General features: G+C 72.4%; 13 protein-coding genes and 1 pseudogene. 7 read left to right on the top strand and 7 right to left on the bottom strand.

Annotation, left to right across the window (positions count from 1 at the left end; all coding sequences use genetic code 11):
• Positions 1-68: 68 nt before the first annotated feature.
• The gene (locus tag IF04_RS0103225) at positions 69-737 is read left to right on the top strand and encodes an HAD family hydrolase (RefSeq protein WP_030250443.1); all 669 of its coding nucleotides are present in this window, start codon (positions 69-71) and stop codon (positions 735-737) included.
• 138 nt (positions 738-875) lie between these two features.
• Positions 876-3,239 (top strand): helix-turn-helix transcriptional regulator, encoded by a 2,364-nt coding sequence (locus IF04_RS0103220; protein ID WP_342668108.1) that lies wholly within the window; start codon positions 876-878, stop codon positions 3,237-3,239.
• 51 nt (positions 3,240-3,290) lie between these two features.
• On the opposite strand, the gene IF04_RS0103215 is transcribed toward IF04_RS0103220, so the two are convergent.
• Complete coding sequence (locus tag IF04_RS0103215) at positions 3,291-3,857, bottom strand: DJ-1/PfpI family protein (RefSeq protein ID WP_030250437.1); 567 nt, start codon at positions 3,855-3,857, stop codon at positions 3,291-3,293.
• Between the two features lie 493 nt (positions 3,858-4,350).
• Here IF04_RS0103215 and IF04_RS0103210 point away from each other — a divergent pair, with 493 nt between their 5' ends.
• Positions 4,351-9,315: an NAD-glutamate dehydrogenase gene (locus tag IF04_RS0103210; protein WP_030250434.1), complete on the top strand. Its 4,965-nt coding sequence runs from the start codon at positions 4,351-4,353 to the stop codon at positions 9,313-9,315.
• Between the two features lie 27 nt (positions 9,316-9,342).
• On the opposite strand, the pseudogene IF04_RS35435 reads toward IF04_RS0103210, so the two are convergent.
• Together IF04_RS35435 and IF04_RS0103200 are read right to left on the bottom strand one after the other, a co-directional pair.
• Positions 9,343-10,090: pseudogene (locus IF04_RS35435) on the bottom strand (ABC transporter ATP-binding protein).
• Between the two features lie 61 nt (positions 10,091-10,151).
• A complete protein-coding gene (locus tag IF04_RS0103200) occupies positions 10,152-11,063 on the bottom strand; it encodes an ABC transporter permease (RefSeq protein WP_030250431.1) in 912 nt (303 codons plus the stop codon).
• Positions 11,064-11,223: 160 nt separating this feature from the next.
• On the opposite strand from IF04_RS0103200, the gene IF04_RS0103195 reads away from it, so the two are divergent.
• On the top strand, positions 11,224-11,895 hold the full coding sequence (locus IF04_RS0103195; RefSeq protein WP_078599788.1) for a TetR/AcrR family transcriptional regulator: 672 nt from the start codon (positions 11,224-11,226) through the stop codon (positions 11,893-11,895).
• A gap of 93 nt (positions 11,896-11,988) precedes the next feature.
• Here IF04_RS0103195 and IF04_RS0103190 read toward each other — a convergent pair whose 3' ends face one another.
• The 4 genes from IF04_RS0103190 to IF04_RS0103175 all read right to left on the bottom strand — a co-directional run bounded on the left by IF04_RS0103190 (position 11,989) and on the right by IF04_RS0103175 (position 19,304).
• Positions 11,989-14,310: a bifunctional glycosyltransferase/CDP-glycerol:glycerophosphate glycerophosphotransferase gene (locus IF04_RS0103190; protein ID WP_030250426.1), complete on the bottom strand. Its 2,322-nt coding sequence runs from the start codon at positions 14,308-14,310 to the stop codon at positions 11,989-11,991.
• Positions 14,311-14,444: 134 nt separating this feature from the next.
• Positions 14,445-15,431 (bottom strand): UDP-glucose 4-epimerase GalE, encoded by a 987-nt coding sequence (gene galE / locus IF04_RS0103185; RefSeq protein WP_030250424.1) that lies wholly within the window; start codon positions 15,429-15,431, stop codon positions 14,445-14,447.
• A gap of 25 nt (positions 15,432-15,456) precedes the next feature.
• The gene (locus IF04_RS0103180; protein WP_030250421.1) at positions 15,457-18,276 is read right to left on the bottom strand and encodes a stealth conserved region 3 domain-containing protein; all 2,820 of its coding nucleotides are present in this window, start codon (positions 18,274-18,276) and stop codon (positions 15,457-15,459) included.
• The gene (locus tag IF04_RS0103175) at positions 18,273-19,304 is read right to left on the bottom strand and encodes a hypothetical protein (RefSeq protein ID WP_051830611.1); all 1,032 of its coding nucleotides are present in this window, start codon (positions 19,302-19,304) and stop codon (positions 18,273-18,275) included. The genes IF04_RS0103180 and IF04_RS0103175 overlap by 4 nt, the downstream gene beginning before the upstream one ends.
• A 250-nt stretch (positions 19,305-19,554) precedes the next feature.
• Here IF04_RS0103175 and IF04_RS0103170 point away from each other — a divergent pair, with 250 nt between their 5' ends.
• The 3 genes from IF04_RS0103170 (at position 19,555) to IF04_RS0103160 (ending at position 24,087) form a co-directional block, all read left to right on the top strand.
• Positions 19,555-21,378, top strand: a complete 1,824-nt coding sequence (locus IF04_RS0103170) for a stealth family protein (RefSeq protein ID WP_051830609.1) — start codon at positions 19,555-19,557, stop codon at positions 21,376-21,378.
• Positions 21,375-22,952 carry a glycosyltransferase family 39 protein gene (locus tag IF04_RS0103165; RefSeq protein WP_051830608.1) on the top strand — a complete coding sequence of 526 codons (1,578 nt, stop codon included), beginning with the start codon at positions 21,375-21,377 and terminating at the stop codon, positions 22,950-22,952. The genes IF04_RS0103170 and IF04_RS0103165 overlap by 4 nt, the downstream gene beginning before the upstream one ends.
• A 124-nt stretch (positions 22,953-23,076) precedes the next feature.
• Complete coding sequence (locus tag IF04_RS0103160; protein WP_037958179.1) at positions 23,077-24,087, top strand: class I SAM-dependent methyltransferase; 1,011 nt, start codon at positions 23,077-23,079, stop codon at positions 24,085-24,087.
• Positions 24,088-24,109 lie beyond the last annotated feature (22 nt).

The following is a 24,109-nucleotide window of genomic DNA, read 5'->3' as shown; positions in this document are numbered from 1 at the left end:
TGAGGCCCTGACCTGCAGCTTCACCGTCAAGCGGCAAGATTGTCAGTGGCCGCGGGTACCTTCTTCGCATGGGGAAGCACGCGACGCACATCGTCTGGGACTGGAACGGCACGCTCTTTCACGACATCGACGCCGTGATCGGTGCGACCAATGCCGCGTTCGGTGAGATCGGCCTCCCCCCGATCACCCTGGAGCGGTACCGGGAGCTGTACTGCGTGCCGATCCCGCGCTTCTACGAGCGGCTGATGGGGCGGCTGCCCACGGACGACGAGTGGACGGTCATGGACGAGGCGTTCCACCGGCACTACGTGATCCGGCGGGAGGCGTGCGCGCTCGCCGAGGGCGTAGAGATGCTGCTGCACAGCTGGCGGTCGGCCGGGCGCAGCCAGTCGATCCTCAGCATGTACGGGCACGACGAGCTGCTGCCGCTGGTGCGCGACTTCGGCATCGAATCGCACTTCATACGGGTGGACGGCCGGACCGGGCCGTCCGGCGGGAGCAAGAGCGCGCACATGGTGCGGCATCTCGCGGCGCTGGAGGATGCGCGCGTTCAGCCTGGCCGTACGGTCGTCATCGGTGACGCCGTGGACGACGCGGTGGCGGCCCGGGACGCGGGGGCGCACGCGGTGCTGTACACGGGCGGTTCGCACAGCCGCGCCAGCCTTCTGGAGGCCGGCGTGCCGGTCGTCGACAGCCTGGCGGAGGCCGTCGAGACGGCGGAGCGGCTGAAGCTCTGAGAGCCGGCGCGTGCCGGGGACGGCTGCGGCGCGGCTGGTGATCCGAAGGCCGGCAGGGGGCTACCGAAGCGCCCTCATGTTGTGCGTCGGCGCGCGTACGCTGTGCTTTCAGGAGCCGGTGCCTCGGGAGCCGGCTCGGTGAGCGACATCGGGGGCGGCATGACGGTCGACTTCAGCCAGCGGCGGAGCGGCGCGCTGCCGGTCGAGGTGACCGGGTTCGTCGGGCGGGCGGCGGAGCTGGCCCGGGTGCGGCGGTTGCTGGGGGAGGCGCGGCTGGTCACGCTCCTCGGGCCGGGCGGCGTCGGCAAGAGCCGGGTGGCGCTGCGCACGGCCGCCGCCCTCAAGGCGGAGTTCACGGACGGGGTGTGGCTCGTGGAGCTGTCCGCGCTGCGCTCCGCCGAGCTGCTGCCGCAGACCATGGCCGCGGTGCTCGGGCTGCCGGAGCAGGCCGGGCGCCGCACGGTGGACGCCCTCGTCGAGCACCTCCAGGACCGGCAGGCCCTGCTCGTGCTGGACACCTGTGAGCATCTGGTCGACGCCTGCGCCATGCTCGCCGATCTGTTGCTGCGCGAGGCGCCGCGGGTGCGGATCCTGACGACCAGCCGCGAGCCGCTGGACGTGCCGGGGGAGCACACGGTGCAGATCCCGCCGCTCCCGGTGGAGGAGACGCCGGAGGCGGAGAACGGCTGCGGGGCGGTGGCGCTCTTCGCGCAGCGGGCCGCTGCCGTGGTGCCCGGCTTCACGGTCACCGCCGCCAACCGCCCGGACGTGGTGGCCCTGTGCCGCCGTCTGGACGGCATTCCGCTGGCGGTGGAGCTGGCGGCCGTACGGCTGCGCGCGATCCCTCTGACGCAGCTCGTGGCCCGTCTTGAGGGCCGTTTCGAGGTACTGACGGGCGGCCGCCGGGCGGTGGCGCTGCCCCGGCACCAGACGCTGCGTACCGCGATCGGCTGGAGCCACGAGCTGTGCACGCCGGCGGAGCGGCTGCTGTGGGGCCGGCTGTCGGTCTTCGCCGGCTCCTTCGACCTGGCCGCGGTCGAGGACGTCTGCGCGGGCGGTGACCTGCCGGCCGGGGAGGTGGTGGAGCACCTCATCGGGCTGGTCGACAAGTCGGTGGTGCTGCGCACCGAGGACGGGAACGGGGACGGCGAGGAGGCCCGGGACGGCTGCCGGTACCGGCTGCTGGACACGATCCGTGAGTACGGTGCCGAGTGGCTGGAGAAGGCCGGGGAGGCCAAGGAGTTCCGGGAGCGGCACTTCGCGTACTACCGGCGGCTGGGCGACCGGTTCCTTGCGCGCTTCCTCACGGACGAGCAGCTCGCGCTGTACGAGGCGCTGCTGCGGGAGCAGGCCAATCTGCGGGCCGCCCTGGGGCACGCGCTGACGGCGGACGGCGACCCGGTGGCGGGGCTGGAGCTGGCCGCGCGGCTCTGGCCGTTCTGGCGGACGGCGGGGCTGCAGAAGGAGGGACGGCACTGGATCGGCAAGGCGCTGGAGCTGGTACCCGAGGAGCGGCCGGAGCGGGCGGCCGGCCTGCTGGCGTCCGGGATGCTCTGTCTGTGGCAGGGCGATCCGCAGGGCATTCTGCGGGAGTGCGGGCAGGCCCGGGAGCTGGCGGAGCGGCTCGGGGACGCGGCGGTGCGGCGCTGGGCGGACGGCTTCATGGGGCTGGCGCGCGGCATGCTCGGGGAGATCGAGCGCTCGGCCGGGCTGCTGGCTCCGGTGCGGGCCGAGATGATCGCCGCGGACGACCGGCTCGGTGCCGTGATTGTCCACTATCACGAGGCGTTCCTGCGCGTCACCGTCGGTGACACCGAGGGTGCCCGGCGGCTCTGCGAGGTGGCGCTGGGCCACCTCGACGCCCCGGAGGAGCGGATGCTGCGGTCCGTCGTGCTGTCCGTTCAGGGATTCGCGCTGTGGCGGCAGGGGCAGCGGCCGGAGGGCGCGCGGCTGACCCGGGCCGCGCTGCGGCTGAAGAGCGAGCTGCACGAGCGGTACGGCGTCGCGTACTGCGCCGAGGTGCTGGCCTGGGACGCCGCGGAGGACGAGCGGTACGCGCGGGCCGCGTGGGTGCTGGGGGTGGCGCAGGGCGTGTGGCGCAGCGTGGGCGCCACGATGTTCGGCATCCGCGCCTGGCTGGCGGCCCACGACCGGGCGGCGGACGCGGCCCGCCAGGCCCTCAGCGACTGCCGGTACGACCGCCTCTTCGAGCAGGGGATGCGGCTGCCCCTGGACCGGGCCGTGGAGCTGATCCTCGCCGACGCGGAGACGCCCGCGGTGCCGTCGCCGCGGGCGGCCGCCGGCGGCGTGCCGGGCGGTGAGGTGCTGACCCGCCGGGAGCGGGAGGTGGCCGCGCTGGTCGCCGACGGGCTGTCGAACCGGGAGATCGCCGAACGGCTGGTGATCTCCAAGCGCACGGCGGACGCGCATGTCGAGCACATCCTCAGCAAGCTCGGCATCAGCTCCCGTACGGAGATCGCGGACCGCAGCGCCGACGCCTGACGGCGGCCGCCCCGCGGGGGCCCGGACGTGCCCCCGCAGGGCGGCCGGGCGTCACATCGCCGGCGCCTTCGCGCGCAGTACCTTCAGGAATTCGCGCATCCAGCCGGAGTGGTCCGGCCAGGCGCGGGAGGAGACCAGGGTGCCGTCGACGACGACCTCGGCGTCGCGGAAGCCGGCGCCCGCTGCCTGCATGTCCATCTCCAGGGCGGGATAGCAGGTGACCCGGCGGCCGTTCAGGCGGCCGATCGCGGCGGTCAGCAGGGGGCCGTGGCAGATCTGGGCGACCGGCTTGTCGGCGTCGAAGAACGCCTTGATCACCTTGCGCAGTTCGGCGTCGTTGCGCAGGTACTCGGGGGCCCGGCCGCCGGGGATCACCAGAGCGGCGTAAGCGCCGGGGTCGACTTCGGAGAAGGCCAGGTCGGCCGGCCAGGTGTAGCCGGGCTTCTCGGTGTAGGTGTCGAAGCCGGGTTCGAAGTCGTGGACGACGAAGCGGAGGGTCTTGCGGGCCGGGGCGGCGATGTGGACGTCGTAGCCCTCCTCGCGCAGGCGCTGGTAGGGGTACAGGACCTCCAGGGACTCGGCCGCGTCCCCGGTCACGATCAGGATCTTGGCTGCCATGGCGTACCTCCGCGCGGGCTCGCTGCCGACTCCGTCCCGCTCAAGGTCCTCCGGTTCCGAGCGGTTGCCAAGACCCCCTGCGGCCCGCTGCGGACGCCCGAGTGTGATCGGACGAGGTACGTCTCTGTCCATACCGGCAAAGAAACTGGTGTGGTTTTGTACACACAAGGCCCATGACGACTCCCCCGTCAGGAGCGATAGCCTGGCAGCGTGATCAGCGCGATAACCCGCGGGGGCGTCGAGGCCCCTGCTTCGCGCCCGGGACACCACGGTGCCCGGGCGGCCGTTGATCATTCTTGTTACGACCTGGTGCCAGGAATGCCAAATCTGGCCAATTCCGCCCCGGTCGCCCCTCATCGCGGCATAGCGTCGATTCCGACCGGAGATGCTCCCGGGCCCGTCCCGGGGGTCCCTTACGCGTCGGTCCGGCGTTGTGCCGTATCCGCTTATTTCCACAACGTCACGCAACGGCGCGCGACAGGAGCCAGAGGACATGCAGACCAAGCTGGACGAAGCCAAGACCGAGCTGCTCACGAAGGCCGCCAGGGTCGCTGAGAGCGGACCGGCGGGAGGGCAGTCACCGGTACCGGGTCTCGACCCGGACACCCTCAGTGGATACCTCCAGCGCTACTACCTGCACACCGCCCCGGAGGACCTCACCGGGCGCGAACCGGAGGACGTCCTCGGCGCGGCACTCTCGCACTACCGGCTGGCGGGCGTCCGGCCGCAGGGCACGGCGAACGTCAGAGTCCACACGCCGACCGTCGAGGAGAACGGCTGGACCTGCAGCCACTCGGTCGTCGAGGTCGTGACCGATGACATGCCCTTCCTCGTCGACTCGGTGACGAATGAGCTGTCGCGGCAGGGGCGCGGCATCCACGTCGTGATCCACCCGCAGGTCGTCGTCCGGCGTGACGTCACCGGCAAGCTGATCGAGATCCTGGACGCCGAGGACGAGGCGCACGGCACCCCCGGCAAGGCCAAGGACGCCGAGCTGCCGCACGACGCGCTGGTCGAGTCCTGGATCCATGTGGAGATCGACCGGGAGACCGACCGGTCGGACCTGAAGCAGATCACCGCCGATCTGCTGCGGGTCCTCAACGACGTGCGCGAGGCCGTCGAGGACTGGGAGAAGATGCGCGACGCCGCGCTGCGCATCGCGGACGAGCTGCCCACCGAGCCCACCGCCGACGACCTGCGCGACCGTGAGGTGGACGAGGCCCGCGAGCTGCTGCGCTGGCTGTCCGACGACCACTTCACCTTCCTCGGCTACCGCGAGTACGAGCTGACCTCGGCGCCGAGCGAGGCCGACGGCGAGGAGGACGTGCTCACCGCCGTGCCCGGCACCGGCCTCGGCATCCTCCGCTCGGACCCCAAGCACCACGAGGACGACGAGGGCCACCCCGTCTCCCCGTCCTTCAACCGGCTTCCGAAGGACGCCCGCAAGAAGGCCCGCGAGCACAAGCTGCTGATCCTCACCAAGGCGAACAGCCGCGCGACCGTGCACCGGCCGAGCTACCTCGACTACGTCGGCGTGAAGAAGTTCGACGCGCAGGGCAACGTCGTGGGTGAGCGGCGCTTCCTGGGCCTGTTCTCCTCCGCCGCGTACACCGAGTCCGTGCGCCGGGTGCCGGTCATCCGCCGCAAGGTCACCGAGGTCCTGGAGGGCGCCGGCTTCTCGCCCAACAGCCACGACGGCCGCGACCTGCTCCAGATCCTGGAGACCTACCCGCGCGACGAGCTGTTCCAGACCCCGGTCGACCAGCTCCGCGCCATCGCCACCAGCGTGCTCTACCTCCAGGAGCGCCGCCGGCTGCGGCTGTACCTGCGCCAGGACGAGTACGGGCGCTACTACTCCGCGCTGGTCTACCTCCCGCGGGACCGTTACACCACCGGCGTCCGGCTGCGTCTGATCGAGATCCTCAAGGAGGAGCTGGGCGGCACCAACGTCGACTTCACCGCCTGGAACACCGAGTCGATCCTCTCCCGGCTGCACTTCGTCATCCGGGTCGAGCCGGGCGCCACGCTGCCCGACCTGACCGACGCCGATGTCGACCGCATCGAGGCGCGGCTGGTGGAGGCCGCCCGCTCCTGGGCCGACGGCTTCGCCGAGGCGCTGAACGCCGAGTGCGGCGAGGAGCGCGCGGCCGAGCTGCTGCGCCGGTACGCCCAGGCGTTCCCCGAGGGCTACAAGGCCGACAACTCCCCGCGCGCCGCGGTCGCCGACCTCCAGCACCTGGAGAAGCTGTGGACCGCCGAAGAGGGCCGCGACTTCGAGGTCAGCCTGTACGAGCCGGTCGGCGCGGGCCCCGGCGAGCGCCGCTTCAAGATCTACCGCACCGGTGAGCCGGTCTCGCTCTCGAAGGTGCTGCCGCTGCTCAACCGCCTGGGCGTGGAGGTCGTCGACGAGCGGCCGCACGAGCTGCGCTGCGCGGACCGGTCCGCCGCGTGGATCTACGACTTCGGCCTGCGGATGCCGGAGCGGCCGAACGGCGACGACTACCGCGAGCGCTTCCAGGACGCCTTCACGGCGGTGTGGACGGGCCGCGCGGAGAGCGACAACTTCAACAAGCTGGTGCTGGGCGCGGGCCTGGACTGGCGGCAGGCGATGGTGCTCCGCGCGTACGCGAAGTACCTGCGGCAGGCCGGCTCCACCTTCAGCCAGACGTACATGGAGGACACCCTCTCCCACAACGTCCACACCACCCGGCTGCTGGTCAGCCTCTTCGAGGCGCGGATGGCCCCGCGCCGGCAGCGGGCCGGCACGGAGCTGATCGACGGGCTGCTGGAGGAGCTGGACGGCGCGCTGGACCAGGTCGCCTCGCTGGACGAGGACCGCATCCTGCGCTCGTTCCTCACCGTCATCAAGGCGACGCTGCGCACCAACCACTTCCAGAAGGACGGCAACGGCGAGCCGCACGCCTACCTGTCGCTGAAGCTGGACCCGCAGGCGATCCCCGACCTGCCGGCGCCCCGCCCGGCGTACGAGATCTGGGTGTACTCGCCGCGCGTCGAGGGCGTGCACCTGCGCTTCGGCAAGGTCGCGCGCGGCGGTCTGCGCTGGTCGGACCGGCGGGAGGACTTCCGTACGGAGATCCTCGGCCTGGTCAAGGCGCAGATGGTCAAGAACACCGTCATCGTGCCGGTCGGCGCGAAGGGCGGCTTCGTCGGCAAGCAGCTGCCGGACCCGGCGGTCGACCGCGACGCCTGGATGGCCGAGGGCATCGCCTCGTACAAGACCTTCATCTCCGGTCTGCTGGACATCACCGACAACCTCGTCGGCGGCGAGGTCGTGCACCCGGAGGACGTCGTCCGGCACGACGAGGACGACACCTACCTCGTCGTCGCGGCCGACAAGGGCACCGCGAAGTTCTCCGACATCGCCAACGAGGTCGCCGAGTCCTACGGCTTCTGGCTGGGCGACGCCTTCGCCTCCGGCGGCTCGGCGGGCTACGACCACAAGGGCATGGGCATCACGGCCCGCGGCGCGTGGGAGTCGGTCAAGCGGCACTTCCGCGAGCTGGGCGTGGACACCCAGTCCGAGGACTTCACCGTCGTCGGCGTCGGTGACATGTCCGGTGACGTGTTCGGCAACGGCATGCTGCTCTCCGAGCACATCCGCCTGGTCGCCGCGTTCGACCACCGGCACATCTTCCTCGACCCGAACCCGGACGCGGCGACCTCGTACGCCGAGCGCCGCCGGCTGTTCGAGCTGCCCCGCTCCTCCTGGGAGGACTACGACACGTCGCTGCTGTCGCAGGGCGGCGGCATCCACTCGCGGTCCGCGAAGTCGATCCCGGTCAACCAGCACGTGCGCGCCGCCCTCGGCATCGAGGCGGGCATCACGAAGATGACCCCGGCCGAGCTGATGAAGGCGATCCTGCAGGCCCCGGTGGACCTGCTGTGGAACGGCGGCATCGGTACGTACGTGAAGTCCTCGGCCGAGTCGAACGCGGACGTCGGCGACAAGTCCAACGACGCCATCCGGGTCGACGGCCAGGACCTGCGGGTCAAGGTCGTCGGCGAGGGCGGCAACCTGGGCCTGACCCAGCTGGGCCGGATCGAGTTCGCCATGAACGGCGGCCGGATCAACACCGACGCGATCGACAACAGCGCCGGCGTGGACACCTCCGACCACGAGGTGAACATCAAGATCCTGCTGAACTCCGTGGTGACCGACGGGGACATGACGGTCAAGCAGCGCAACAAGCTGCTCGCCGAGATGACCGACGAGGTCGGCGCGCTGGTGCTGCGCAACAACTACGCGCAGAACACCGCCCTTTCGCTGGCCCTCGCCCAGTCCTCCAACATGCTCCACGCCCAGCAGCGGTTCATGCGCCGCCTGGTGCGCGACGGGCAGCTCGACCGGGCGCTGGAGTTCCTGCCGTCCGAGCGGCAGATCCGCGAGCGGCTGGCCAACAGCAGCGGCCTGACCCAGCCGGAGACCGCCGTCCTGCTCGCGTACACCAAGATCACGGTGGCCGACGCGCTGATCCAGACGAGCCTGCCGGACGACCCGTACTTCAAGCACCTGCTGCACGCGTACTTCCCGAGCGCGCTGCGCGAGCGGTTCGCCGAGCAGGTGGACAACCACGCCCTGCACCGCGAGATCACCACGACGGTGATGGTCAACGACACCGTCAACACCGGTGGTACGAGCTTCCTGCACCGCATGGTGGAGGAGACCGGGGCGTCCCTGGAGGAGGTCGTCCGGGCGCACACCGCGGCCCGCGCGATCTTCGACCTGAGCCAGGTCTGGGACGACGTCGAGGCGCTGGACAACAAGGTGCCCGCCGAGGTGCAGACCCGCATCCGGCTGCACTCCCGGCGGCTGGTCGAGCGCGGCACCCGCTGGCTGCTCAACAACCGTCCGCAGCCGCTGGAGCTGTCCGGCACCATCGACTTCTTCCGTGACCGGGTCGGCGAGGTCTGGGCCGAGCTGCCCAAGCTGCTGCGCGGCAGCGACATGGAGTGGTACGAGTCGATCTACGGGCAGCTCACCGAGGCGGGCGTGCCGGAGGCGCTGGCGCACCGCGTGGCCGGCTTCTCCTCGGCCTTCCCGGCGCTGGACATCGTGGCCATCGCCGACCGCACCGGCAAGGAGCCGCTGGACGTCGCCGAGGTCTACTACGACCTGGGCGACCGGCTGCGGATCAACCAGCTCCTGGACCGCATCCTGGAGCTGCCGCGCGCCGACCGCTGGCAGTCCATGGCCCGCGCCTCGATCCGTGAGGACCTGTTCGCCGCGCACGCCGCGCTGACCGCGGACGTTCTCTCGGCGGGCAACGGCACGGCCACGCCGGAGCAGCGCTTCAAGGCGTGGGAGGAGAAGAACGCCGCGATCCTGGGCCGCGCCCGCGCCACGCTGGAGGAGATCCAGGGCTCGGACTCCTTCGACCTGGCCAACCTGTCGGTCGCGATGCGCACGATGCGGACGCTGCTGCGCCAGCACAGCTGAGCCGAACATGGGGAAGGCCCCGGAGCATCATGCTCCGGGGCCTTCCCCATGTCCGTGCGTGCGGCTCACTTCTTGGTGAACGCCTCGTACTCCTTGAGGACGCTTCTCCAGCCACAGCACCCGGTCACACGTGTCCCGGATGGACTTGTTGTTGTGGCTGACCAGGAAGACCGTGCCGGCCTCCTTGCGCAGCTCCCGGATACGGGCTTCCGACCGCTTCTGGAACTTCCGGTCACCGGTGGCCAGTGCCCAGGACGTCGTGGTCCTTGGCGGCGGCGATGGAGAACCGCAGCCGGGCGGCCATGCCGGAGGAGTAGGTGCGCATCGGCAGGCTGATGAAGTCGCCCTTTTCGTTGATGCCGGAGAAGTCGACGATCTGCTGGTAGCGCTCGCGGACCTGTTCGCGGGTCATGCCCATGGCCAGGCCGCCGAGGATGACGTTGCGCTCGCCGGTCAGGTCGTTCATCAGGGCGGCGTTGACGCCCAGCAGGGAGGGCTGGCCGTGGGTGTAGACGTGTCCGCGCTCGGCCGGCAGCAGGCCCGCCACCGCCTTGAGCAGCGTGGACTTGCCCGAGCCATTGGTGCCGATCAGGCCGATCGACTCACCCCGGTAGGCGGTGAAGGACACGCCCTTGACCGCGTGCACCTCCCGCACGCCCGTGGAGGGCTTGCGGCGGATGATCCGGTTCAGCGCCGCGGTGGCGCTGCCGCGGCCCGCGCCCGAGCCGTAGACCCGGTACACGATGTGCAGGTCATCGGCGATGACGGTCGGAATGCGCTCCTCGGTGGCCGCGGCCTGCTCCACCGCGGGCTGCTCCAGTTCGGTGTTCTGCTGCTCAGCCACGGCCGTACCGCTCCTCCGCCTTCCAGAAGTACACAAAGCCCGCCGCGCCCATCACGACCGCCCAGCCCAGCGCGCAGGCCCACACGTGCGGGGGCAGCTGTGCGGCGGTGAAGGAGTCGATCAGCGCGAAGCGCATCAGGTCGATGTAGACCGCGGCCGGGTTGATGTCCAGCAGGAAGTGCACGAAGCCGGGGATGTCCTTGCCCGCGGTCACCACACTCAAGCTGTACATGACGCCGGAGGCATACATCCAGGTGCGCAGGATGAACGGCATGAGCTGGGCCAGGTCGGGGGTCTTGCTGCCGAGCCGCGCCATGATCATCGCGAGGCCGGTGTTGAAGACGAACTGCAGGCACAGCGCGGGGATCGCGAGCAGCCAGGAACAGCCGGGGACCTGCCGGAACGCCAGCAGGATCACCACGAGCACGCCCATGGAGAACATCAGCTGCTTGAGCTGCATCAGGCAGAAGGAGATCGGCAGGCAGGCGCGCGGGAAGTGCAGCGCCCGCACCAGGCCGAGATTGCCGGAGATCGCCCGGGTCCCCGCGAGCACCGAGCTCTGCGTGAACGTGAAGATGAAGACGCCGGTGACCAGGAACGGGATGTAGTCCGGCACGTGCCGGTGGGTGCCGAGCAGCAGGCCGAAGATCAAGTAGTAGACCAGCGCGTTCAGTAGCGGGGTGGCCACCTGCCAGAGCTGGCCCAGCTTGGCCTGGCTGTACTGGGCGGTCAGCTTGGCGCTGGAGAAGGCGGAGATGAAGTGGCGCCGCCGCCAGAGCTGCCGGACGTACTCCGGGAGCGAGGGGCGGCGGCCGCTGACCGTGAGGCCGTACTTCTCGGCGAGGGCGCGCGGGCCGGGGTCCGGCGGGGCGGCGGGGGCCGGACGCGTGAGGGTCTGAGACATCAGTCCGCTTTCGTGCGTGGACGCGGGCGCGGCAGGGCGCCGGCGGCGCCCGCGAGGCTGAGAAACTCACGACGAGACGGCTCCGTATCGTCGCAACCCGAGAGTAGGGTGCCGGGACGTCGAAACGCAACCGTTGCGTCGCGACGCTATGCTCCCTTGCATGGCAAAGGACCCAGCACCGTCGGAAGCGGCCTCCCCGGCGACGGGTGAACGGCCCGCGTCGCCGGGCCGGACCGCGCCGTCGCCCCGCCGGGCGCCGGCCGGCGCCGCCGTGCTGCGCGAGGAGAAGACCGCCGCGATTCGTGCCGCGGTCTTCGCGGAGCTGGCGGCGGTCGGGTTCGGGCGGATGTCGATCGAGGGCATCGCGCGCCGGGCGGGCGTCGGCAAGACCGCGGTCTACCGGCGCTGGCGCTCCAAGCTGCACCTCGTCCTGGACGTGGTGACCGCGCTGGCCGCCGAGGGGATGCCGGTGCCGGACACGGGGTCGCTCCGCGGGGATGTGCGGATGCTCCTGGAAGTCGCCTCTCGGGCGCTGCGGCATCCGATGGCGGCGCAGATCATTCCGGATCTGCTGGCGGAGGCTGCGCGCAGCCCGGAGATCGCCGAGGCGTTGCGGACGGCGTTGCATGACTCCCAGGAGTCGATGACTCGGGCGATGGTCGCGCGGGCGGTGTCGCGCGGGGAGCTGTCGCCGGACGTGGATGTACGGCTGGCGTTGGATCTGATTACCGGGCCGCTGTACTGGCGGGTGGTGGTGCTCCGCGGGGATCTTCCGGCCGGGTATCTGGACGAGCTCGCGGCGGCGGTGGCGAGCGCGCTTGGAGCGCGTTAGCGCTCCGCGTTGGCGCTCCGCTGGGGCGCGGTTGTCGGCTGCGGACCGTGCGTGGCTGGTCGCGCAGTTCCCCGCGCCCCTGATGGGGCGCGGTCAGCCTGCCAAGTGCAGGTCGGCTGCGGCGGGGTCCCCGGTTGCCGTCTGCACCGGCAGGGAGGTCACTGGCGTAGCGGCGGCCGCCGCCACCGGCGTCGGCGCCACCGTGCGCTCGGCGAGCGGTACGACCTCCGGTGTTGCCTCCTGGTCCAGGAAGACCCGGCGGACCACGCGTTCCGCCGCGTGGCCGTCGTCCCACTGGCAGAAGCGGGCGCGGAAGGCGGCGCGGCGGGTCGCGGCCTCCTCGCCGTCCCAGGCGCCGTCCCGGAAGGCGGCGATCAGCTCGTCCTCCGTGGTGGCGACGATGCCGGGGGTGTCGCCCGGCTCGCCGGAGAGCAGGTCGAAGGTGACGCCGCGGGACTTCACGTACACGTCCCAGTCGTCGGCGTACGTGATGATCGGCCGATCCAGGTTGGCGTAGTCGAACATGATCGACGAGTAGTCCGTGATCAGCGCGTCGGCGGCCAGGCACAGCTCCTCGACCGACGGGTGGCGGGAGACGTCGATCAGCGCGCCCTGCTCCTGGAGCTCGGCCAGCCGGGGGTTCGCGCCGTAGAAGTAGTGCGTGCGGACCAGCAGGACGACGTCGGGGCCCAGCTCGCGGGTGACGCGCTCCAGGTCCATCCGGGGCACATAGCCGGTCTGGTAGTCGCGGACGGTGGGCGCGTACAGGACGGCGGTGCGGCCGGGGGCGATGCCCAGGCGCGCGCGGATGTCCAGGACGTCGGCCGCCGTGGCGCGGTAGTACACGTCGTTGCGCGGGTAACCGGTGTCCAGCGACTGGAAGGCGCAGGGGTAGACACGCTCCCACTGCTCGGTGGTGTGCTGGTTGGACGAGACGCTGAAGTCCCAGCGGTCGGCGCGCTGCAGGAGCTTGCGCATGCTCATGCCCTTGGCGGCGGCCGGGTACTGCTGCTGGTCGATGCCCATCCGCTTGAGCGGGGTGCCGTGGTGGGTCTGGAGGTGGATCTGGCCGGGGCGCTTGACGATCCCGTCGGCGAAGTTGACGTTGTTGATCAGGTACTTGGCGCGGGCCATCACCTCCCAGTAGCGCGGGGAGCCCACGATCACGTGGTCGACGCCCTCGGGGAGGGTGTCCTCCATGCCCTTCCTGATCACCCAGACGCCGTGCACCCGCGGCGCCAGCTCCTTGGCCTTCTCGTAGATCGCGAGCGGATTGCAGGCGGGGGTGCGGTTCCAGTACGCGGCGTAGACGGCGAGGTGCGGGTCGAGCGGGCGGTGCAACTGGAGCTGGTAGAGGCGCGCGTACGCCTGCTTGCCGAGGGTGTGCTTGACCTTCTTCAGCCGCCCGGCCGCCTTCTTGCGGCCCCGCGCGGCCAGCTTCAGCGCGGTGTAGGCCGGGAACGAGCCGCGCGCGAGCGCGTCGTACTGGACGCCCATCACGCCCTTGGGCCGGAGGAAGTCGGCGGGCAGGTAGCGGCGGTAGTGCCGGGCGGCGCGGCGGAAGAACTCCGCGCGGGCCGCGGCGGGCACCCGGTCGGGGCGGGCCAGGATGAAGAGATAGTGGTCGATCATGTGCTCGAAGAGGAAGGCGCGCCACTGGTGCAGGCCGGGCCGCTCCTCGATGAACGCGAACAGCCGCTCGTACTGGTCGAAGGCGGCGAAGTGCTCCCGGCTGGGGGTGCGCAGCGCGTTGCCCTGGCGGCGCTGCCGGTAGTGCACGCAGACCTGGTCCAGCAGCGCGATGCGCTCGGCGCTGAAGAGCGATTCGTAGACGACGACCGCGTCCTCGTAGAAGCCGTCGGGGAAGCTGAAACCGCCGGCGAGGTAGAAGTCGCGGCGGTACGCCTTGTTCCACACGACGGTGAACAGGCGCAGCAGTTCGGGGCGGTCGTCGATGGTGCCGACCTCGGGGCCGGGTGCGGAGAGCACCTCGGCGTCGCGGTTGCGCTTGGCCTCGCCCCACCAGAAGGTGCGCGCGTAGTCGTAGACCAGGACGTCGGGGTCCTCGGTCTCGGTCAGCCGGCCGGCTATGGACTCCAGCGCGTCGGGCAGCAGGGTGTCGTCGCTGTCGAGGAAGAGGAGGTAGTCGCCGCGGGCGCGCGCCACGCCCTCGTTGCGGGCGTTGCCGATGCCCTTGTTCTCGGCGAGGTGCAGCGGGATCACGCGCGGGTCCCGGGCCGCGTACTCGTCCAGGATCGCCCCGGAGCCGTCGGGCGAGCGGTCGTCCACCGCGACGACCTCGAAGTCGCCGTACGTCTGCGCCAGGACGGAGTCCAGGCAGGCGCGGAGGTAGCCCTGCACCTTGAAGACGGGCACGACGATGCTGAAGCGCGGCACAGCGGTGGAGCTGGGCATTGCGGTAACTACTCCTCGTATCGGACCGGGCACAGATAGCGGATTGCCCGGAATGAGAGGGCTGTCCGCTACCTGTGAGACGGGTGTGACGAGGAGATGGTTGTCCGGCGGTATGGGAAAAGTACGGACTTTGTTCAGTCGCGGCGGGCTTCCGGGTGCTGCAGCAGCCAGCCCGCCCAGGCCGAAGCGATCATGTCGCGCACGTCGTGCCGGGCCTTCCAGCCCAGCTCCGCCGTGATCCGGTCGGCAGCCGCGACCACCCGCGCCGGGTCGCCGGGCCGCCGCGCCGTGACCTCCGCCGCCAGGTCCCCGTATCCGGTGACCTCCGTGATGAGGTCGACCATCTCGCGGACGGACACGCCCTCGCCCCGCCCGATGTTGAGCGTCAGGTCGCGGACCGGGCCGCGCTCGGCCAGCTTGCGCGCGGCCGCGAGGTGCGCGTCCGCCAGGTCCTCGACGTGGATGTAGTCCCGGATGCAGGTGCCGTCCGGGGTGTCGTAGTCGGCACCGAAGATCCGCGGCGCCGCGCCCTCGGTGAGCTTCTCGAAGACCATCGGGACGATGTTGAAGACGCCGGTGTCGGCGAGCTCCGGGGCGGCGGCGCCCGCGACGTTGAAGTAGCGCAGGCAGGCGGTGGAGATGCCGTGCGCGCGGCCCGCCGCCCGGGTCAGCCACTCGCCCGCCAGCTTGGTCTCGCCGTACGGGCTCATCGGCACGCACGGTGTCTCCTCAGTGACCAGGTCCACGTCGGGCATCCCGTAGACCGCGGCGGAGGAGGAGAAGACGAAGCGGCCGACGCCGCCCGCCGCCACCGCCTCCAGCAGCGTCCGCAGCCCCTGCACGTTCTCCCGGTAGTACAGCAGCGGCAGCTCCACCGACTCGGCGACCTGCTTCTTCGCCGCCAGGTGCACCACCCCGCTGACCTCGTGCTCGCTGATCGTGCGGTCCAGCAGCCCGCGGTCCAGCGTCGACCCGACGACGAGCGGCACGCCCTCGGGCACCCGCTCCGCCACGCCCGTGGACAGATCGTCCAGGACCACCGCACGCTCGCCCGCGCCGGTCATCGCGCGCACCACGTGCGCGCCGATGTAGCCCGCGCCACCAGTGATCAGCCAGGTCATCTCGCTCCTGCTCCTTCTGCTCGGCTCAGCCGCGCTCGTACGGCGACGGTACGGGGAAGTACGCGCCCAGGAAGGCCCGCACCACCCGGTCCTGCTCGGCGGCCGGCACCTCGGCGTCGGCGGAGTCCCCGATGCAGAAGACGCTGTGGCTGCGCGTGGCGAGCAGGCGGCTGAGGACAGTGTGGTGGTCGTAGCGGCCGGCGTTCGCGAAGGAGCAGGAAATGGTCGCGGGCGTCGACTTCCCGGTCAGGTATCCGTAGTAGTGGTGCAGGGACGAAGCGATGGAGAGATCGGTACGGGCCCGGAAGCGGCTCCCCGCCGTCGCCGCCACCTCCTCGGGGAAGCGGTCGGCGAGCTCCGCGAGGACGCTGCGCCGCAGCGGGTGCGGGGCGTGCAGGAAGCCGTGCGTGGCGACCCGGCCGAACTCCCGCTTCAGCAGCGCCCGGTTGTTCTTGGCGGCGGCGAAGTAGCCCTCGTCGTCCTCGGTGACCTCGCCGGGCGGTACGGCGGTGGGCGAGCGGAAGAAGTGCGCGGTGCCGTTGCTGTGGAAGAACGCCGACGGCGGCACCGGGCGGCCGAAGAACACATCGTCGTTGATGTACAGGAACTGCTCGGACAGGCCCTCGATGCGGTGCAACTGGCTCTCGATGGCGTGCGAGTTGAAGGTCGGCAGCAGGGACGGGTCGGCGAACAGCTCGCGGTGGTCGATCACCTTCAGGCCCGGGTGCGCGATGTCCAGCCAGTCGGGCACCTGGTCGTCGGTGACGAGGTGAACGGTGCGGACCCAGGGCGCGTACATCGCCAGCGAGCGGAGCGAGTGCCGCAGTTCGTCGCGGCTGCGGAAGCGCGCGTCGCTGCTGTCCACGCCGTCCGTGGCGAAGCCGGCCGCCCGCAGGGCCGCGTCCCGCCGCTCCCGCCAGTCGGGATCGGAGTCGTCGACCCAGGTGTAGACGACGTCGACGGGGAAGTCGATGTCCCACATCAGGGTGTCGGTGAAGGCGGCGAGCGTGGGGTGGTCCCGGTCCGCGACCCGCCACTTGGCCGTCGGCTCCAGGCTGGGCAGCCGCGGCCCGAGGAGGGTCGTGCCGCGCGGGGCCTCCCGCCAGCCGTCCTCGTCCTCGGCCCAGAACTCCACGGTGCAGCCGAATCCGGGGCCGTACCGCAGCGTGCGGCTCTCGCTGGTCACCGGCTTGAAGACGCGCACCCCCGCGACCTCGCCGGCCTCCCGCAGCCGCTCGGCCAGCAGCGCGCCCGGCGCGTGGCCGCGCGGCGAGACCAGCTCGCCGTACACCGGCTCGCCGGCCAGCTCCTCGGCGAGCGCGGCCAGCGCCCGCTCCCGGTCCTCCACGGCCACCGCGACCCGGTGCGCGAGCGCGTCGTCGCGCAGCAGGACGTAGCCGATGCCGTGTGCCGTGAGCGCGTCGGTGGCCAGCTCCAGGTTGCGGTCGGCGGCCTGCGGCGCGGTGAGGTCGTCGCGCAGCTCGGCGAGGCGCCCGGCGGAGCGCACCAGCCGGCCCGTCCGGTCCTGGGCCTTGAGCAGTACTTCGCGGGCCTTCTGCGTGTCGGCGGAGGCGGCGAGCGGGCCGCCGTGCGGGGCCGCCACGCTGAACGCCCGGCCGCCGCCGGCCGCGATGCGCAGCGCGGTGCGGTCGGCGCGGGCCGCGAGCCGGTCCGGGCCGTCGCGGCGGGCCACCAGCTTCTCGAACAGCCGCTCCCACTCGGCGGTGACGCGCTCGCCGGAGAAGCGCTCGTACACGCCGGCGCGCGCGGCGTTCCCGTACGCCCGCAGCCGCTCCTGATCACCCATCAGTTCACCGAGCGCCGCGGCCAGCGCGTCGACGTCGGCGGGCGGCACGAGCAGCCCGTCCACGCCGTGCCGGATGATCTCGGCGGGGCCGGTGACGATGTCGTACGCGATCGCCGGCACCCCCGCCGCGAACGCCTCGACCAGCACCAGCCCGAACGCCTCGTTGCGCGACGGCAGCAGGCACAGGCTCGCCTTCGCCCACTCCGCCGCCATGTCCGGCGTCCGGCCGAGCAGTTCCACCCGGTCGTGCAGGGCGAGGCCGTCGATGAGCTGGCGCAGCCGCACCGCCTGCGGGCCGTCACCGAAGATCCGCAGCCGCCAGTCCGGGTGGTCCTCCGCGGCCTGCGCGAAGGCCCGTACGGCGTGGTCGAGCTGCTTCTCGGGCGTCAGCCGGGCGGCGGCCACGACGAGCCGGCCCGTGAGGTCGGAGCGCGGACGGTAGCCGTCGGGCAGCGCGTTGGGGATGGTGGCGAGCTCGGGCGCTGCCGGGCCGAGGGACTCGCGGAACCACTCCTCGGTGCGCTCGGTCAGCGAGACCAGCGCGTCGATGCGCGGCGCGTACATCAGCAGCGGCTCGCCGCTGACCCCGCGCAGCTGCGAGGCGCGGTGCTCCTGGTGCACGGTGATCACCCGGCCCTGCACGAGCTCCGCGGCCGCCGCCATGAGCGCGGGCGTCGTTGTGACCAGGACGTCGGTGTCCAGCCCCGCGATGGCGGCGCCCAGCTCGATGTCCGAGAGCCGGTTGAACGTGTGCTCCCAGGCCGGCTTGATCAGCTCACTGGGGAGGGCGGCCAGCGTGCGGCAGGCCGCCTCGTCCAGAGCGCTGGCCCGCACCGGCCGCTCGTACGGCCCGGTCCGGTCGACCAGATAGCGGCGCCGGACGTCCCGGGCGGCGGGGAAGAACGGCTCGGCGTGGGTGCGGAAGACGCTCAGCACCTCGACGTCGTGGCGCGCCGCGAGGTGGGCCGCCTGGGTGTACGCGGCCATTTCCGTGCCGCCCATCTCGTCGCCGAGGGTGAGCAGGAACGTGATCCTCATGGCCGGTCCTCCGAGGTCTCGTGGGCGCGGGCGGGTGGTGCGTACGCGGCGCAGCTGACGGCGAGGGTCCCGGCGGCGGAGAAGTGGGCGTGCACCCGCAGCAGCCGGCCGTCCGCGAGCGCTATCGAGCGGTAGGGCGTACGGAAGACCCGCTTCGGGCGGCGTACGTCGGTCAGCCGGCGGCCGACCTTCAGCCGGGTCCGCCCGGACCGCAGCCGTACTTCCCAGGTGTGCTGGACGTGTCCGTCGGCGGCCATCGCGGGCAGCGGCAGGTCGGCCGTGAGGTGGCCCGAGTGCTGCTCCAGCGGCATCGGCAGCACGGTGGAACCGGCGCCCTGCCGGACCGCCTCGGCCGTCCAGACGGCGTGCCGGGGCAGCGGGCCGACCAGCCGGACCTGCACGGTGACGCGGTCCCAGCGCAGTCCGAGCGCGACCAGTTCGGCCTGCGGGGCGGGGGCCGACACCTTGAGCAGCGCGTGTCCGTCGGCGGAACGCACTGGGCGGAAGAGGGCTCCGCTGCCGGGGTCGGGGGAGTGCGGGAGGGTCGGGCCGCCGGCGGTGCGGGGCGGGGCCGCGCCGAGGCCGGCCACGATCTCCCGGCCCGCCGTGTCCGTCACGGCCAGCGACAGCCGCCAGAGGCCGGGGCCCAGCGCGAGGGCGCCGGGCTCGGCGTACTCGGCGGGCTCGCCGTGCGGGGCGAAGTGCAGCGGGGCCGTGGCGGTGAGCAGCAGGGTGCCGTCGGGCTGGGCCTCGGGGGTCAGCGCGGCGGTCCGGCGGTGGCCGCGGTGGTCCAGATGGAGCAGCGCGGTGCCGATCCCGTGGGCGCGGCGGGGGTAACGCACCGCCACGTTCAGGGTGCGGCCGCCCAGTACGGACAGGTGGACGGGGCGCAGCACGGGCCGCGGGCGCAGCCGTGCGGCGAGCACCGGGACGGTGTCGACGCGCTCGATGCGGCGGCGTACGCCGGCCGCCGCGCGGCGGGCACGGCGGCCGGCTTTCACCGCTCGCGACAGCAGGGCCTGGTCCATGGCGGCCGGTGCTCCCTTCCGTGGGACGCGGGGCGGCGCCCGCTGGGCACGTGGCAGGGCATCCTTCTCGCGCCCTGGCGAGTCATCCCTTACGTGAGCCTCCCCCGTGGGCGTGTGAACACCCACGGGGTCCGGGTGCGCAGGGGATGTGTACCCGGACGTACGGCGTCATAGTTGCATCAAACGCCCATAGGGGTAAATGACCGGACCGCGGGGAGAGGCGAAGGGGGAGACCGGAGTGAGTGCACAGATGGGACAGCGGACCGCCGAGCCACGCCGCAGGCCCGTACGGCATCCGGGTGCCCGCCGCGCCGCGGGGACGGTGCGGCGGATCAACCCGGAGGCGTCGACCCTGGTGTCGGTCTACCGCAAGGCGGTACCGGAACACCTGCGGCGGGCCATCGCGACCCGCTCCACCCCGGAGCTGCGCCGCCGCATCAAGCAGCAGGTCAGCTGGCTGGCGACGGCCCGGCACCTGTCCGGGCTGCGCACCCGGGGCGTGGCGCTGTGCCACCGCGCCCTCGCCGCCGGGCCCGGCCGGGCCGTCACGATGGCCGACGGGCACCCACGTATCGCCCTTGTGCAGCACGACCTTTCACCCGCCCGGGCGCGCCGCGACAACCTCGTCACCGTCGCCGAGACCCTGGAGCAGGCCGGCGTCGGCCACTTCTGCGTTCGCGGCAAGGAGCGCGGCCGGGGCGTGGTCGCGGTGGCCGCGGAGGACGGTCCGCGCGCGCTCGCCGCGCTGGCCGCCCGGTGCCGCGCGCTGCCCGGCTACGTCTCCCTGCTGGCCCCGGGCAACGAGGTCCGGCACACCGTGCCCGGCTACGACTCCGGCGGCTGGCACCGGGCCGCGCGGGCCGGGCTGTTCCGGGTCACCTGGTTCCGTACCGACCCCGGCCGGTCGCTCGTGCTGGACGAGGCGTACGGCTGCGACGTGGAGTTCTGGCCGCGCGAGGGGGACCGGCTGATCGCCCCGCGGCGGAACGCCGTCACCGAGTGGGTACCGGCGGAAGGGCACCGGATCAGCGTCCCCGCCGCGCTCTTCACCTGCCCCAACGGCTCGGGCGACGACCGCGCCCCCCGGGTGGCCACCTACCGCGACTTCACCGTCCCGCTCCCCGGCGACCTCACCTTCCCCGTCGACGTCGTCTACACCTGGGTGGACGGCGCCGACCCGGCCTGGCTGGAGCGCCGCGCCGCGTACACCGGACAGGCGTACCACGACGAGGCGGCCAACGCGGCGCGCTACGCCAACCGCGACGAGCTGCGCTATTCGCTGCGCTCGCTGGACATGTACGCGCCCTGGGTGCGCGACATCTACCTCGTCACCGACGACCAGGTACCGCCCTGGCTGAACACCGCGCACCCGCGCGTGAAGGTCGTCAGCCACCGCGAGATATTCACCGACCAGAGCGCGCTGCCGACCTTCAACTCGCACGCCATCGAGAGCCAGCTGCACCACATCGAGGGCCTCTCGGAGCACTTCCTCTACTTCAACGACGACGTCTTCCTCGGCCGCGAGGCGTCACCGCACGACTTCTTCCTGGCCAACGGGCTGACGAAGTACTTCCCCTCGCCCGCGCTGGTGCCGCTCGGCCCGCCCGGCGACGACGACGTCCCGGTGTCCGTCGCGGGCAAGAACAACCGCGCGCTCATCGAGGCCCGCTTCGGCACCACACCGGTGCAGAAGATGAAGCACGTCCCGCACGCCCTGCGGCGCAGCGTGCTCACGGAGATAGAACGGGAATTCACCGCCGAGCACCGGGCGACCGCCTCGCACCGCTTCCGCAGCATGGACGACATCTCCATCCCGTCCTCGCTGCACCACTACTACGCCTTCCACACCGGCCGTGCGCTGCCCGCCGACATCGCCTACTCCTACCTCGACCTCTCCCGGCCCAACGCCGCCGACCGGCTGGACCGGCTGCTCGCCCGCCGCGACCGGGACGTCTTCTGCCTCAATGACACCCAGTCGGAGGAGACCGACCTGGCGGACCAGCTCGCGCTGCTGCGGCCGTTCCTGGAGGCGTACTTCCCGCTGCCGAGCCCGTACGAGCTGCCGGAGCCATGAGCGGGCCGGGTGTCGCCGACCCCCAGGAGGAGCGGCCGCCGTCCGCGGTGCCGGGCGGCCGCGCCCCGCTGACCGCGCGCGGCGGTCCGCGCGCGCGGCGCCGCGCCACCCTGATCGCGGTGCTGATCCCGTGCGCCGTCATGCTCGCGCTGGGCCTGTGGGGACTGGACCGCGGGACGCTGTGGCGGGACGAGGCGGCCACCGCGCAGGTCGCGGGCCGCTCGCTGCCCCAGCTCTGGCATCTGCTCGGCACCGCCGACGCGGTGCACGGCCTGTACTACGCCCTGATGCACGGCGTCCGCGCGCTGCTGGGCGGCGGCGAGACGGCGCTGCGGCTGCCCTCCGTGCTCGGCGCGACGGCCGCGGCCGGGCTGGTGGCGCTGACCGGCAGCCGGCTGGCCGCGCCGCGCGTCGGCCTGTGGGCCGGGCTGCTCTTCGCCGCTTTCCCCACGGTGAGCCACTACGCGCAGGAGGCCCGCTCCTACGCGCTGGTCACGGCCGGCGCCGCGCTGTCCACGCTGCTGCTGACGAGTGCCGTACGGCGCGGCCGGGCCCGGAACTGGACGGCGTACGCGGCGGTCACGGCGCTCACCGCGCTGCTCCACGAGTGCGCCGTGCTGGTGCTGGCCGCGCACGCGCTGACGCTGCTGGTCTCACGGGTGCCGCGGGCTGTGTGGTGGCGCTGGGCGGCCGCGGCCTGCGCGGTGGCCCTCGCGCTGCTGCCTCTCGTGGCGCTGTCCCGTGGCCAGAGCCACCAGCTGAACTGGCTCTACCCGCCAGGGCTGCGCGCCGCCTGGCTGCTGCTGCGGTCGTTCGCCGGGCCGTCCGTGCCGGTCGTCGTGGTGGTGTGCCTCCTGCTGGCGGTGGCAGCCCGGCGCCCGCTGCCGCGCCGCGGCCCGCTCGGCCTGTCCGCCGTCGCGCTGCCACTCGCCCTGCTGCCGGCCGCCCTGCTCTTCGTGGTCTCCCAGTGGCACCCGGTCTTCCTCGACCGCTATCTGCTCTTCTCGCTGCCGGGCGTGGCGCTGGCCGCGGCGGCCGGAGCCGAGCGGCTGGTGGTCGCGGCGGCCGTACGGCGGTCCCGGCGGCTGCCGCCGCGCGTGGTGGCGGCGGCGGGCGCGGCCGCGGTCGTGGTGGCGTTTCTGTGCCAGCTCCCCGCCCAGCAGCGCGAACGGCTGCGGACCGGCCGCCCGGACGACCTCGCGGCCGTGGCGGCGGCCGTCGCGCGCCACGCCGCCCCCGGGGACGGCGTCTTCTTCGTGCCCACCTACGAACGCCGGGTAGGGCTCGCCCACCCGGAGCGGTTCGCCGGGCTCACGGACCTCACGCTCGGCGTCTCGGGCGCGGAGTCGGGCACGCTCTACGGGCGGGACGCGCCGCTGCGGGAGATCCGCGCGCGGCTGGCCCGCACCGGCCGGGTCTGGCTGGTCGCCGCCGACGGCGTGGACCGCACCCGGTGGTTCCGCCACAACGACCGGGAAATGGCCAAATGGCGGCTGCTGCACGCGCTGTTCGTACAGCGGTACTGGCTGGACGGGCCCGGCGGAAATATCGCCCTCTTCGTGCGGCGGAACTGAGCACGCGGAACCGAGCACAGCAGAACAGGAGTACTTCTTACGCGCCGACCACCCGCCGCATTCCGGAATTCCGGCCACCCGGCGGTTAATGTCTGCCGCCGCGATTTCCGTCGAGAGGCCGGACATGACCCCACTGCACACCGAGACCGTCGCCGCGCCCGCCGGAACGGGGCTGCCGCGCCCCGGCACGCTCGCGGACGTCAAGGGCTGGTTCTTCGACCAGGACCAGGTGCTCTTCGACTGGCTGCTGACCCATCAGGCCCGTTCCGGCGTGCGCGGCGACCTGCTGGAAATGGGCGCGTACCTGGGGAAGAGCGCCGCTTTCCTGGGCCGTTACCTCGACTCGGGGGAGGAATTCACGGTCTGCGACCTCTTCGATTCCCCGGCCGGGGACGCGGCCAACGACGAGGAAATGCAGCGCTCGTACGCGACGCTCAGCCGCCGCGCCTTCGAGGCGAATTACCTCGCCTTCCACGACGAGCTGCCCACGATCATCCAGGGCCCCACTTCGCTCGTCCCCGAGAAGGTCGCCCCGGGCAGCTGCCGCTTCGTGCACGTCGACGCCTCGCACCTGTACGACCACGTACGCGGTGACATCACGGCCGCGCGCCGCGTGCTGTCACCCGAAGGAGTGGTGGTACTGGACGACTACCGCTCCGAGCACACGCCGGGCGTCTCGGCCGCCACCTGGGAAGCGCTGTTCACCGAGGGGCTGCGGCCCATCTGCCTGAGCCGCTGCAAGTTCTACGGCACCTGGGGCGACCCGGCGCCCTGGCAGGAGGCGCTGATCCTGGAGATCGTGGGCCGCGCCGACTGCCACGCCGACCTCCAGACCATCGCCGGGCACCGGGTGCTGCGGCTGGTCGGCGAGCGCGGACCGGCCATGCCCGAGCCGCCGCGGTCCCGGTACTACGAGGCGCTGCGGGCCGAAGAACGTGCGGCAGAGGAGATCCGGCGGCGGCGAGAGGAGAGCGACGCGCGGGCCGCGGCCGCCGCGGGCGAGGCCGGGGCGGCGGCCGAGGCGGCGCAGCGCCGGGCCGCCGCCCGCCGCCCGAAGGCCCGCGCCCGGCGGGCAGCCCTCCTGCTGCTGCCGCCCGTCGTCACCAAGGGCCTCCGGCGGCTGCGGAGCCGCTGATCCCCGCTGCTGAACCCGGGCC

The sequence above is a fragment of the Streptomyces violens genome (assembly GCF_000717745.1).
Taxonomy (GTDB): Bacteria; Actinomycetota; Actinomycetes; order Streptomycetales; family Streptomycetaceae; genus Streptomyces; species Streptomyces violens.
Note: the sequence above shows the minus strand (reverse complement) of the source record. Positions and strands in the feature narration are given on the sequence as shown.

Excerpts from the sequence above, each read along its gene's own strand:
- IF04_RS0103225 (WP_030250443.1), top strand. The coding sequence starts at position 69 with ATGGGGAAGCACGCGACGCACATCGTCTGGGACTGGAACGGCACGCTC.
- IF04_RS0103215 (WP_030250437.1), bottom strand. The coding sequence starts at position 3,857 with ATGGCAGCCAAGATCCTGATCGTGACCGGGGACGCGGCCGAGTCCCTG.
- IF04_RS0103210 (WP_030250434.1), top strand. The coding sequence starts at position 4,351 with ATGCAGACCAAGCTGGACGAAGCCAAGACCGAGCTGCTCACGAAGGCC.
- IF04_RS0103200 (WP_030250431.1), bottom strand. The coding sequence starts at position 11,063 with ATGTCTCAGACCCTCACGCGTCCGGCCCCCGCCGCCCCGCCGGACCCC.
- IF04_RS0103195 (WP_078599788.1), top strand. The coding sequence starts at position 11,224 with ATGGCAAAGGACCCAGCACCGTCGGAAGCGGCCTCCCCGGCGACGGGT.
- IF04_RS0103190 (WP_030250426.1), bottom strand. The coding sequence starts at position 14,310 with ATGCCCAGCTCCACCGCTGTGCCGCGCTTCAGCATCGTCGTGCCCGTC.
- galE (WP_030250424.1), bottom strand. The coding sequence starts at position 15,431 with ATGACCTGGCTGATCACTGGTGGCGCGGGCTACATCGGCGCGCACGTG.
- IF04_RS0103180 (WP_030250421.1), bottom strand. The coding sequence starts at position 18,276 with ATGAGGATCACGTTCCTGCTCACCCTCGGCGACGAGATGGGCGGCACG.
- IF04_RS0103175 (WP_051830611.1), bottom strand. The coding sequence starts at position 19,304 with ATGGACCAGGCCCTGCTGTCGCGAGCGGTGAAAGCCGGCCGCCGTGCC.
- IF04_RS0103170 (WP_051830609.1), top strand. The coding sequence starts at position 19,555 with ATGGGACAGCGGACCGCCGAGCCACGCCGCAGGCCCGTACGGCATCCG.
- IF04_RS0103165 (WP_051830608.1), top strand. The coding sequence starts at position 21,375 with ATGAGCGGGCCGGGTGTCGCCGACCCCCAGGAGGAGCGGCCGCCGTCC.
- IF04_RS0103160 (WP_037958179.1), top strand. The coding sequence starts at position 23,077 with ATGACCCCACTGCACACCGAGACCGTCGCCGCGCCCGCCGGAACGGGG.